The sequence below is a fragment of the Deltaproteobacteria bacterium genome, from assembly GCA_028818775.1.
Taxonomy (GTDB): Bacteria; Desulfobacterota; Binatia; order UBA9968; family JAJDTQ01; genus JAJDTQ01.
Window position 1 is genome coordinate 1 of sequence record JAPPNE010000128.1, and the last position, 11,970, is coordinate 11,970.

An 11,970-nucleotide genomic window follows, 5' to 3' on the forward strand; every position below is an offset into this window, starting at 1 on the left:
CGAGGGCGAGGCCGTCCCGCTTGGTGATGTTGTACACGTAGTTGGTGCCGATGAGTCCGCTGCCGCCGGGTATGTTGACGACGATGACGTTGGGCTTGCCCGGGATATGCTTCCCGAGGTGGCGCGCGAACAGCCGTGAGTAGGTATCGTACCCGCCCCCCGGGGAGCTCACCGAGATGATCTTGACCGTCTTGCCCTCGTAGAAGGACGCGGCTCCGGCGGTGCCGCCGGCGGCCGCCATGAGCGCCGCGGCGAGGGCGATGAAGAATATCCGTTGCAGGAACATGTCGAGTGTGCCTCCTGTGTCGAAATGTTGGCCGTTACCGGCCGATTGCTCCGCTATTTGTCCAGACCGACGATCTTCCGGGCGCGGCTCAGCACCTCTGGAGTCATCTGCGTCTTCATGTTGCTGATGAGGTCCGTCAGCCACTTGCCGCTCTTGGGGTTGATGTCCAGGCGGGTCCGCTTGGCATCCGCCAGGAACCCGGGATCTTTCAGCGTCGCCTCGAAGGCCGTCCGCAGGATCCCTACCCGGTCAGCCGGCGTCCCCGGGGGCACGGCCCATGGCCGCAGCATGGCCGCCGGCAGGAGCAGCACCTCCATGAAGGCGATGTCCGAGGGCTTCGTGATCCTCTCGTTCACGAACGGCACCTTGCGTTCGTCCAACTCCGCGTGCCGGTCGAAACCGATGTACGCCATGATCTTGGCGTCCCCGTCGTCGATCATCGACATGCCGGTGGATTTCACCGAGTCCCAGCTCCAGCCCGTCAGCCCGTCCACTTCCTTCTGCAACAGGGCGGCGCGAATGCGCGCCGTTCCCACGTAGCCGGAGACGATCTCCGAGGTCTTGCCGAAGATGTTGTTCATGGCCAGCGGGATGCTGCAGGTGAGGCTGTTGAGCGACGTGCAGCCGAAGATCAGCGGCTTGGTCTTGGGATCGAGCCACTGGTCCATGGTCTGAATCGGGGATTCCTTCCGCACCACCGCGGTGACGGGGCCGCTGTTGGCCAGACCCAACCAGATCATCTTGGTGACGTCGTACTTGATGTCCGGGAAACCGAGGAACTGTGCCTGCGCCACGCCCCAGCTCGGCTGGATGAGGGTAAGGCCGTCCGGCTTGGTCACGTTGTACACGTAGTTGGTGCCGATGAGGCCGCTGGCTCCCGGTATGTTGACGACGATGACCTTGGGCTTTCCCGGAATGTGTTTCCCGAGATGACGCCCGAAGAGGCGGGAGTAGGTGTCGTAGCCGCCGCCGGGCGCGTGCACCGAAACGATCTTGACGGTTTTCTTTGCGTAGAATGACTGGGCCGCGGTCGTGCTCGCGCACGCCAGCAGCACCGCCACGATGAGGCCGATCCATGCCGCACGTCGATCCATGAGGGTTCTCCTTCTTGGTTGAAGAGTCCTGTCCTGATCGCACCGGGCTACGATAAACCAGCGGGCGGGGCATTTCAACAACGACGCGTCGTCCCCGCTTGTCCATCAACCGCGCCCATGATTTCATCGGAGGCGAACCCTGCGGAGGCCGTATGTCCAAACCCATCCTCGACGGCGTCAAGGTCCTCGACCTGAGCCACATGTACCCGGGCACGCTGTGCACTTGGCTCCTGGCGGCCCTGGGCGCGGAGATCCTGAAGGTGGAGGAGCCCGGCGCGGTGCGCTCGGGCGCGCCGTACCTCAACCAGGGCAAGAGGAGCATCACGCTCAACCTCAAGACCGGCGCTGGACGCGAGATCGTCCATGCTTTGGTCAAGCGGTCGGACATCGTGGTGGAAGGCTTCAGGCCGGGGGTCGCGCGCCGGCTCCGGGTGGACTACGACACCTTTCGGGAGCTGAACCCGAGGCTCGTCTACTGCTCCATTTCCAGCTTCGGCCAGACCGGCCCTTCGGTGGCGTACTCGGCCCACGACATCAACTTCCTGGCCCTGAGCGGCATGCTCGGCATCGGCCGGGAGCCGGGCCGACGGCCGTTGCCGCCCGCGGCCCAGGTGGCGGACGTGGCCGGCGGCGGCTACCCGGCCCTGACCGCCATCCTTGCCGCCTACATCGGCGTGCTGCGGGAAGGGGAGGGACGCTACATCGACATCTCCATGTTCGACTGGACGCTGCTATTGGTGGCGCGGTACCTGATGCTCGATCCGCCGCCGCGCCGGTCAAGCCCGGAGGTCAAGCGCGAACATGCCACCCTGGCCGGCACCGCCGCTTGCTACGACACCTACGAGGCGGCGGACGGCGGGTTCGTGTCGCTGGCCGCCTTGGGGCCCAAGCAGTGGGGGCTCCTGTGCAAGGCCCTCGGGCTGGAACGGTATGCCGGCGCCGCCTTCGACGCGAAGCAAGCCCCGCGCATCAAGGCGGCCATGCGCCGCACCTTCAAGACCCGTCCGCGGGCCGAATGGGTGGCGTTGCTCCGGAACGACTACGGCCTGTCCGTGGCGCCGGTGTACGAGCCCGAGGAGGTCCTGGAAGACCCGCACGTGCGTTTCCGCAAGACGCTGGTGCGGCGGAAGGGGACCGGTGCCGTGGAGTTCACGCCGCCGTTCTGGTTCGCGGGGACGCGCAGGCCCGGAGGGAAGATCTGCCGGGTAGGTCAGCACACGGGGGCGGTACTCAAGGAGCTCGGCTACACTCCCGCGCAGGTCCGGGCGCTGCGCAAGACAAGCGCCATTTGACCTCGGAAACACCGATCCATTCCCGCCCGGCGAAAAGGCGCCTTCGACAGGGTCGGGACCGGTGCATCGGGGGGCGGCCGGGTGAAGATTGATCAGTGTCTGTCTCGGTTGTACGCTGGTCCCAGTTCGAGTAATTGTCCGTATCCCCTCGGGGGGTATTCAGGGCGCCGCAAGCGGCGCCCTCGCGGGAGGCAGCGATGTCAGAGGTGAAACCGGGCCTGGAAGGCGTGGTGGCCGGCGAGACCGCCATCTGCTCGGTCCGTCCGGAAGGTGAGCTGGTTTACCGCGGCTACGACGTGCACGACTTGGCCGAGCAGGCGGTATTCGAGGAGGTGGCTTACCTGGTGCTGCACGGCAGGCTTCCGAGCGGAGCCGAGTTCGGCGCGTTCGATGAGGAGTTGCGCTCGCAGCGGGGGCTGCCGCCGGGCGTGGTCGAGAGCCTGAAGGGGCTGCCGTCGGATGCGGTGCCCATGGACGCCCTGCGCACGGCGGTGTCGGCGCTGGCGCTCTACGACCCCGATGCCGGCGATGATTCCCGCGACGCCAACCTGAGGAAGGCGACGCGCCTGCTGGCGCGCATGGCCACGGCGGTGGCGGCGCTGCACCGGCTGTCCCAAGGGCTGGAGGTGGTCGAACCGGACCCCATGCTCAACCACGCGGCCAACTTTCTCTACATGCTGCGCGGGGAACGACCGGAGGAGTTCGAGGCGCGGGTTCTGGAGGTGACGCTGATCCTGTACATGGAGCACGAGTTCAACGCCTCGACGTTCACCGCGCGGGTGATCGCCTCCACGCTGTCGGACCTGTACGGCGCGGTGGTGGGCGCCATCGCCGCGCTCAAGGGGGCGCTCCACGGCGGCGCCAACGAGAAGGCCATGGACGTCATCCTGGAGATCGGCGAGCCGTCCCGGGCGGAGGCGTGGGTGGAGGAGAGCCTGCGCCGTAAGGAGCGCGTGATGGGATTCGGGCACCGCATCTACAAGACCGCGGACTCGCGCGTGGAGGTGGCCAAGAAGTGGGGGGTGCTGCTCGGCAGGCAGCTTGACGACACGCGGCTGAGCGACATCTGCATCACCGTCGAGGAGGTCATGCGGCGGGAGAAGAACCTGTGCCCCAACGTGGACTTCTACGCCGCGCCCATCTACCACATGATGAAGATCCCCATCAGCCTGAACACGCCGATCTTCGCCATGAGCCGGGTGGTGGGCTGGTCGGCGCATTTCATCGAGCAGGTGGACAACAACCGCCTCTACCGGCCCAACTCGCGCTACGTGGGTGCCACGGACCTCGAGTTCGAGCCCCTGGACCGACGCGGCTGAGCCGCCCGAAACCGTCATGAGTGGTTGTGGAACCATTTCCGTTCGTCCTGAGCGTAGCGAGGCGTAGCCGAGCGAAGTCGAAGGACCGGTCAACCTGGAAGATTCGAACCGATGGCGGAGCCGCAAACCGCATCACAGGCGCTGGACGGCGTGAGGGTCCTGGAGTTGGCCGGCGCCGAGGGCGAGTACTGCGGCAAGCTCCTGGCGGACTTCGGCGCCGAGGTCATCAAGGTGGAACCGCCCGGCGGCAGCCCGTCCCGTGGTGAGCCGCCGTTCGTGGACGACCGGCCGGGCTCCGACCGAAGCCTTCACTTCCTCTACTTCAACGCCAACAAGAAGAGCGTCACCGCGGACCTCGACACCGAGGCGGGGCGGGAACGGGTGCGGCGCCTGGCGCGCACGGCGGACGTGGTGGTGGAGAGCGCCATGCCCGGGACCCTTCCCGCCGTGGGTCTGGGATACGCCGACCTGCGCGCGCTCAACCCGCGACTGGTCTACGCCTCGGTCACCGCCTTCGGCCAGACCGGGCCGTACAGCGGTTACCGCTGGTCTGGGCTCACCGCCTTCGCCATGGGCGGGCTCATGTACGTGAGCGGCAAGCCGTCGGCCCCGCCGGTGAACGCGCCGGGGGCGCAGGCGTTCCTGGTGGGCTCGGCCCATGCCGCCCTGACGATCCTGATGGCGTTGTGGCATGTTCGCCGGGGCGGCCCGGGACAGCACATCGACGTCTCGATGATGGACTGCCTCGCCGCCATGGAAAACTTGGTGTCGCGTTCCGCCTCCACGGGCGCGCACCCGCACCGGGACGGCACCCAGCACCGCTTCGCCACTCCCGGCACCATCTACTGCTGTGCCGACGGCTTCGTGCACATCTTCGTCACCAACTCGCAGCCGGGGGCATGGAGCCGCTTCGCGGACTGGCTCGGCCACCCGGAGGCGCTGGCGCGCGAGGAGTTCGAGGACCCGGTCTACCGGCGCGCGCACGTGGCCGAAGTGGACCGGGTGGTGTCGGAGATTCTGGCCGCGCTTCCCAAGGAAAGGGTCTACGAGGAGCTCCAGGCGCGCCACATCCCGTGCGCCCCGGTGAATACGCCGCTGGACTTCGTGCGCGACCCGCACATCCGCTCCCGCGGGTTCGTCATCGACACCGTGCATCCGCGGCTCGGCCCCATGGAGTTTCCCGGCCGGGCCTACAAGACCGACTGCTGGCGCTTCCGCCGCCACGCGCCGGCGGTGGGGGAGCATGACGGGGATCTGCTTGGCGCAGAGCCCGCGGAGACGGACAATTCGCGCACGGACCGGCCGGCGGGGGTAGCCGCGCCGGACGGGCTGCCGTCGAGTGCGCTGCCATTGGCCGGCATCCGTGTCGCCGACTTCACCCACATGGTCGCGGGCCCCTACGGCACCATGCAGCTCGCGTACTTCGGCGCCGAGGTCATCAAGATCGAATCGCGGGCGCGGCCCGACACCTGGCGCATTCGCGAGGGCAACAAGGACGTGGAGGCGTCGCTTCCCTTCGCCGACCACAACCGCAACAAGCTGTCCGTGACGGCCAACCTCAAGACGGAAGAGGGCAGGGAGATCGCCCGCCGCATCATTGCCCGAAGCGACGTAGTGGTGGAGAACTTCAGCGTCGGGGTAATGGGCCGTCTGGGGCTTGGCTACGAGGAACTCAAGGCGCTCAAGCCCGACATCATCATGATCCGGCTCCAGGGACTCGGCACCACCGGACCGCGGAAGAACTACGTGACCTGGGGGCCCAGCCTGATGCCGTTCTCCGGCATGACGTGGTTGTGGAACCACCCCGACGGCGGCGCCCCGGTGGGGTCGCAGACCTCCTATCCGGACTACATCGTCTCCATCCACATGGCCTTCGTGCTCATGGCGGCGCTGCACCACCGCGCCGACACCGGCGAGGGACAGCTCATCGACATCGCCCAGGGCGAGGTCACCGCGTCGCTAATCGGGCCCGCGCTGCTGGACGCGCTGGTCAACGGGCGCGCCGCCGGCCCCGCCGGCAACCGCGGCCGAGGGGACGCGCCCCACGGCTGCTACCCTTGCCGGGGCGAGGACGCGTGGTGTGTGGTCTCCGTGGGAAGCCAAGAGGAATGGCGACGGTTCCGCGAGGCGACAGGGAAGTCCGCGGCGCTGGAGGACCATCGGTTCGCCACCGGGCAGTCGCGTCTGGCCCACGCCGCTGCCCTGGACGAACTCGTTTCCGCGTGGACCCGGCAACACAGCCCGCGCGAGGTCATGGAGACCCTCCAGGCTCACGGCGTGACCGCCGGGATGGTGTGTGACGGCACTACCCTGGTCCACGACCCGCACCTGCGCGCCCGCGGCTCCGTGGTCGCGCACGAGCATCCGCGTCAGGGCCGGCTCACGCTGCCCGGCATCGTGACGAAGCTCTCGGAGACGCCGGGAGAGATCCGCCGCCATGCCCCGCTGCTGGGCCAGGACGCCCACTCGGTGCTCAGCGGCCTGCTGGGCATGACCGACGAGCAGATTCGGGGCCTGGAGAACGCCGGCGCGTTTTGACGGTCGATGCCATTCCGTCACTCCCTGTCAATGACGCGGAATTTGGAGTAGAGGAGAGAGGCATGGAGTACAAGGCAATCCTGTTCGAACGAAAGGACGGCATTGCGTACGTGACGCTGAACCGTCCGGAGGTGTTGAACGCGCGCAACCGGCAGATGCGCGAGGAGCTCATCCACGCGGTGACGGCCATCCGGCAGGACCCGGAAGTGCGGGTAGTCATCATTACCGGCGCCGGGGAGCGCTCGTTCTCGGCGGGGCGGGACCTCAAGGAGGCGGCCCAGGAGAAGGTCGGGGTGGTGGCGGCGCGGCAGGCAAAGCTGGAAGTCAGCGACACCGAGATGATCGCCCGGCTCAACAAGCCGGTGATCGCGGCCATCAACGGCTTCGCCCTGGGCGGCGGCTGCGAGCTGGCGCTGGCGTGCGACATCCGGGTGGCGGTGGAGGAGGCCAAGCTAGGGCTGCCCGAGGTTTCCCGCGGCATGATTCCCGGGAGTGGCGGCACCCAGCGGCTGTCCCGGGTGGTGGGGCTCGGCAAGGCGCTGGAGTTGATCCTCACGGGCAGCGTCATCGACGCCCAGGAAGCCTGCCGCATCGGCCTCGTGAACAAGGTAGTGCCGCGGGACGGCCTCATGGCCGCGGCCGAGGAATACGCCCGCGCCATCGCCACCAAGGCGCCCATCGCGGTGGTCTTCGCCAAGGAGGCGGTGCGCGAGGGCTACGAGATGACCCTGGACGAGGGCCTGCGGCTGGAGACCGATCTCTCGGCGCTGCTGCGGACCACCGACGATATCAAGGAGGGGGCGCGGGCCTTCGTGGAGAAGCGCCCGCCGCAGTGGCGGGGCCAGTAAGCGTCCTTCGACTTCGCTCCGCTACGCTCAGGACGAACGGGATGGGGGTTGCCCCCAACCGTTCGTCCTGAGCGTAGCGAGTCCTGAGCTTGTCGAAGGGCGAGCGAAGTCGAAGGACGGTCGGCCCCAAAGACAGGAGACCCCATGGCTGAATACGGTTCCGACCTCATCGTGGACATGCTCAGGAGCCTGGGCATCAAGTACGCGGCGCTGAACCCCGGCGCGAGCTTTCGCGGCATCCACGATTCGCTGGTGAACTACACGCACAACAAGAACCCGGAGATCATCGTTTGCTGCCACGAGGAGATCGCGGTGGCCGTGGCCCACGGCTACGCCAAGGCCACGGGCGAGCCCATGGCCGCCATCGTGCACGACGTGGTGGGGCTCCAGCACGCCTCCATGGCCATCTACAACGCCTGGTGCGACAAGACGCCGGTGCTGGTGCTGGGGGGTACGGGGCCCATGGACACCACCAAGCGGCGGCCCTGGATCGACTGGATCCACACCGCGCTGGTGCAGGGCAACTTCGTGCGCGACATCGTCAAGCTGGACGATCAGCCCATGAGCCTGGGGGCGTTGTCCAACTCCATCCTGCGTGGCTACCGGGTGGCCATGACCGAGCCCAAGGGGCCGGTCTACCTGTGCTTCGATCTCGACCTGCAGGAGTCGAGACTGCCGGAAGCCATGGCCGCGGGCATGCCGGCGCCGGACCGCTTCCGCCCGCCGGTGCCGCTCCAGGCCGAGCAGGGCGCCATCGAGGAGGCCGCGGCGTGGCTGTGCGACGCGCAAAACCCGCTCATCATCGCCGACTACATGGGGCGGAATCCCCTGTCCATGCTCTCGCTGGTGGAGTTGGCCGAAGAGCTGGGGGCCGCGGTGGTGGACCGGGGCGCGCGCCACAACTTCCCCAACACGCACCCGCTGGACCTGAGCGGCAGAGAGAAGGAGCTGGTGGCCGAGGCCGACGTGATCCTCGGACTCGACGTCATGGACCTCTACGGCGCCCTTCACCGGCATGACGCCAGGACCCAGACCTCCGCGCCCGCTTTCCAGCCCGGCTGCAAGATCATCAACGTCACCCTGGCGGACTTCGCCATCAAGAGCTGGTCCACCGAGTTCATGGAGCTGTCGCCCGTGGACCTGCCGGTCCTGGCCGACACCAAGGTGTTCGTGCCCGCCCTGACAGAGGCGGTGCGGCGCCGGGGCGGTCCCGAGAAGTCGGTGAAGGACGACCGCTGCCGGGCGCTGGAGCAGCGCCACCGGGAGATCCGCGAGGAGAGTCAGGCCATGCTGCGCAAGCGCTGGGACGAGAGCCCCATCTCCCCGCCGCGCATGTCCCAGGAAATATGGGAGGTCATCAAGGACGAGGACTGGACGCTGGTGGCCGGTTCCTTCCGCGGCTGGCCGCGGCGCCTGTGGGACTGGGAGAAGCCCAACGCGTTCCTGGGCGGCTACGGCGGCGGCGGCCTGGGCTACGCGCCCGGCGCGTCGGTGGGCGCCGCCCTGGGCCTCAAGGACAGCGGCACCGTGTGCATCGACCTGCAACGCGACGGCGACCTGCTGTTCACCAACAGCGCGCTGTGGACCGCCGCCAGCTACGACGTGCCGCTGCTCATGCTCATGACCAACAACCGCACCTACTACAACGACGAGGAGCACCAGGAGCGGGTCGCGCTGGCGCGCAGCCGCCCGGTGGAGAACAAGGGCATCGGCATGCGCATGGAGAAGCCGCCCGTGGACTTCGCCACCCTGGCCAAGTCCTTCGGCGTCTACAGCGAAGGCCCGGTCGAGGACCCGGCAGACATCCAGCCCGCGGTACGGCGCGCGCTGGCCGTGGTCAAGGAAGAACGCAAGCCGGCGCTGGTGGACGTGATCATACAGTCGATCTAAGGAGATGGCGTCCTTCGACTTCGTTTCGCTTACGCTCCGCTACGCTCAGGACGAACGGGCGAAACCATAACCGTTCGTCCTGAGCGTAGCGAAGCGAAGTCGAAGGACGCCATGTAAGGAGGAGGATTCGTCATGGCATATGATTTCGTGATTCGCGGTGCGACCATTTGCGACGGCACGGGCAATCCCCGCTACACGGGCGACGTGGCCATCGAGGGCGGGACCATCCGCCAGGTGGGCGGCAAGGCCGGCACGGCCCGGCGCGAAGTGGACGGCGACGGCCTGGTGGCCGCCCCCGGCTTCATCGACGGCCACACCCACATGGACGCCCAGCTCCTGTGGGACCCCCAGGTGACCAGTTCCTGCTACCACGGCGTCACCAGCATCGTCACCGGCAACTGCGGCCTGAGCCTCGCTCCCTGCAAGCCCGAGGACCGGGACATCCTGCTCCAGACCTTCTCCCACGTCGAAGGCATGGACATAAACCTGCTGCGGCGCGCGGTGGAATGGAGCTGGACCGACATGGCCGGCTACATGGACGCGGTGGAGGCCATGCGCCCGGCCCTCAACGTCGGCATGCTGGTGGGTCACTGCCCGCTGCGCCAGTACGTCATGGGCGACGACGCCGTCAAGCGCGCCGCCACGGCCGACGAGGTCGCGGCCATGCAGGCGCTCCTGCGCGAGGCCCTGAACGCCGGCTTGCTGGGCTTCTCCACCAACCGCAACGAGCGCCACTTCCGCGAGGACGGCGAGCCCCTGCCCAGCCGGCTGGCGGAGTGGGAGGAACTGGAAGCGTTGGGGCAGGTGCTCACGGACATGAACCGCGGCGTCATTCAGATGAGTTCCGCGGGCCAGAACGCCGAGCGGGTGGCGTCCCTGGCCGACTTTTCGCTCCGCACCGGCCGTCCGGTAGTGTGGAACTCCATCCTGCACCGCTGGGCCAGGCCCGACGAGTGGCGCGAGCTGCTGGACGCCACGGTGAAGGGCTTCGAGCGCGGCGCCCAGGCCTGGGCCAACACCAACGTCCGGCCCTTCAACAACCGCTTCAACCTCATCGACGGCCAGGAGTTCGACGAGTTCCCCACATGGCGCGGCCTCATGTTCAGCCCCATCGAGGAACGCCGGGCCGCCTTCCAGGACCCGGAGGTGCGCAAGAAGCTGCGCTGGGAGGTGGTGGAGGACACCAGCACCTCGGCCTTCCACAGGCGCTGGGACATCGTCTACATCGTCAAGCCCGCCACCGGGAAGAACGCCCACCTCAAGGGCGCCAACGTGGCCGACTACGCCCGCTCCGTGGGCAAGGACGTCTTCGACGCGTTCATGGACCTGTGCCTGGAGGAAAACCTGGAAACGGGTTTCCAGACGGCCCACACCAACGGCGACGCCGACGCCGTCGGCGCCATCGTGGCGAACCCCTACACCGTGCTCGGCCAGTCCGACGCCGGCGCCCACGTGGCCATCGACGCGGGCTTTGGCTACTGCACCCTGCTGCTGGCCAAGTACGTGCGCGAGCGCGGCGACCTCACCCTGGAAGAGGGCGTGCGCAAGCTCACCTCCATGCAGGCCGACATCTGCGGCATCGCCGACCGCGGCCGCCTTGAGCCCGGCCTGGCCGCCGACGTGGTGGTCTTCGACCCCGCCACCGTGGCGCCCCGTGAGCCCGAGCTGATGCACGACTTCCCCGGCGGCGCCGCCCGCCTGGTCCAGCAGGCCGACGGCATCCGCACCGTCCTGGTCAACGGGCAGGTAGTGCTGGAGGACGGCGAACCCACCGGGGAGCGGTCGGGGAAAGTGCTGCGATCGTAGGAGTGTGTCGGATTATGCTTCGCTAATCCGACACACTCACACTGGTTCCAGGGTTCAACAGGTTACGGCGCGGTGATGGCGTCGTGCTCGCCTGCTATTTCGCCGTGATGGCCTTCTTCATCGCATCCGCGTATTTCCTGTAGAGGGCCGCGAGGCCCTGGATGTCCTTGTTGGCTTGCTCGGTGCCGCCGGGATCCAGCACCAGTCCCGACTTCTTGATGAACGCGTCGTAGTCCTTGTCGTTCATGGCCTTCAGCAGCAGCGTCTCCAGGGCCTTCACCACCTTGGCGGGGGTTCCGGGCGGGGCCGCTATGTGGCGGTTTGAAGCCACGGTGATGTTGTGTCCGGCGTCGATGGCGGTGGGGACGTCGGGGGCGTTTATGGCCCTCTTGGGTCCAAGGGTCAGGACCGGCCGGATCTCGCCGGTCTGGAGGTAGGGTACCACGGACGGGTGGTCGATGGGCTGGAGGAAGACGTCGTAGTCCCCGCGCAGCAGCCCGGGCAGATTCTCGCCCGTGCCGCGGTAGCCCGACACCACCGCGAAGTTGATGCCCAGCTCCGCGGCCGCGATGTAGGCGTCGACCCAGCGTCCAACGCCGACGGCCTCGACGCCCCAGGTCACGCGTTTGGCAGCCTGCAAGTCCTCCAGCGACCTGTACTTGGAGTCCTTGCGCAAGAGCAGCGCGTAGGGCTCGCCGCCCACCCGCGCCACCCAGGTGAACTTTTCGTAGTCGTAGCCCGTATTCCTGGCGCCCCTGAGATAGGGTACGGCCATCATGCCGCCGTGCAATTGCCCGATGGTGTAACCATCCGGCTTGGAGCGGTACAGATAGACGGTGCCGGTGACGCCGCCGGCGCCGGTGACGTTCTTGACGATCATCTTGACGCCCTTGGGCA

Annotated in this window: 9 protein-coding genes; 6 read left to right on the plus strand and 3 right to left on the minus strand. The window is 67.6% G+C overall.

The features are described from left to right. Together OXU42_13910 and OXU42_13915 are read right to left on the minus strand one after the other, a co-directional pair. The coding region (locus OXU42_13910; GenBank protein ID MDE0030484.1) for a hypothetical protein at positions 1-286 on the minus strand (286 nt) is incomplete at its 3' end. A 53-nt stretch (positions 287-339) separates the two neighbouring features. Then, positions 340-1,380, minus strand: a complete 1,041-nt coding sequence (locus tag OXU42_13915) for a tripartite tricarboxylate transporter substrate-binding protein (GenBank protein ID MDE0030485.1) — start codon at positions 1,378-1,380, stop codon at positions 340-342. A 152-nt stretch (positions 1,381-1,532) separates the two neighbouring features. Here OXU42_13915 and OXU42_13920 point away from each other — a divergent pair, with 152 nt between their 5' ends. The 6 genes from OXU42_13920 to OXU42_13945 all read left to right on the plus strand — a co-directional run bounded on the left by OXU42_13920 (position 1,533) and on the right by OXU42_13945 (position 11,073). Further along, a complete protein-coding gene (locus tag OXU42_13920; GenBank protein ID MDE0030486.1) occupies positions 1,533-2,672 on the plus strand; it encodes a CaiB/BaiF CoA-transferase family protein in 1,140 nt (379 codons plus the stop codon). Between the two features lie 197 nt (positions 2,673-2,869). After that, positions 2,870-3,991, plus strand: coding sequence for a citrate synthase (locus OXU42_13925; protein ID MDE0030487.1), 1,122 nt, complete (start codon positions 2,870-2,872; stop codon positions 3,989-3,991). A gap of 111 nt (positions 3,992-4,102) precedes the next feature. Next, positions 4,103-6,529, plus strand: coding sequence for a CoA transferase (locus tag OXU42_13930; GenBank protein ID MDE0030488.1), 2,427 nt, complete (start codon positions 4,103-4,105; stop codon positions 6,527-6,529). Between the two features lie 62 nt (positions 6,530-6,591). After that, positions 6,592-7,377, plus strand: a complete 786-nt coding sequence (locus tag OXU42_13935) for an enoyl-CoA hydratase/isomerase family protein (GenBank protein MDE0030489.1) — start codon at positions 6,592-6,594, stop codon at positions 7,375-7,377. Positions 7,378-7,521: 144 nt separating this feature from the next. Further along, positions 7,522-9,267, plus strand: a complete 1,746-nt coding sequence (locus tag OXU42_13940) for a thiamine pyrophosphate-binding protein (GenBank protein ID MDE0030490.1) — start codon at positions 7,522-7,524, stop codon at positions 9,265-9,267. Positions 9,268-9,399: 132 nt separating this feature from the next. Further along, positions 9,400-11,073 carry an amidohydrolase family protein gene (locus tag OXU42_13945; protein MDE0030491.1) on the plus strand — a complete coding sequence of 558 codons (1,674 nt, stop codon included), beginning with the start codon at positions 9,400-9,402 and terminating at the stop codon, positions 11,071-11,073. Between the two features lie 94 nt (positions 11,074-11,167). Here the strand turns inward: OXU42_13945 and OXU42_13950 are convergent. Beyond that, positions 11,168-11,970 (minus strand): tripartite tricarboxylate transporter substrate-binding protein (locus tag OXU42_13950; GenBank protein ID MDE0030492.1); only part of this gene is annotated, 803 nt, incomplete at its 5' end.

Bases quoted from the DNA above. Each gene is read 5' to 3' on its own strand.
- OXU42_13935 (MDE0030489.1), top strand. From the start codon at position 6,592: ATGGAGTACAAGGCAATCCTGTTCGAACGAAAGGACGGCATTGCGTAC.
- OXU42_13945 (MDE0030491.1), top strand. From the start codon at position 9,400: ATGGCATATGATTTCGTGATTCGCGGTGCGACCATTTGCGACGGCACG.
- OXU42_13930 (MDE0030488.1), top strand. From the start codon at position 4,103: ATGGCGGAGCCGCAAACCGCATCACAGGCGCTGGACGGCGTGAGGGTC.
- OXU42_13940 (MDE0030490.1), top strand. From the start codon at position 7,522: ATGGCTGAATACGGTTCCGACCTCATCGTGGACATGCTCAGGAGCCTG.
- OXU42_13920 (MDE0030486.1), top strand. From the start codon at position 1,533: ATGTCCAAACCCATCCTCGACGGCGTCAAGGTCCTCGACCTGAGCCAC.
- OXU42_13925 (MDE0030487.1), top strand. From the start codon at position 2,870: ATGTCAGAGGTGAAACCGGGCCTGGAAGGCGTGGTGGCCGGCGAGACC.
- OXU42_13915 (MDE0030485.1), bottom strand. From the start codon at position 1,380: ATGGATCGACGTGCGGCATGGATCGGCCTCATCGTGGCGGTGCTGCTG.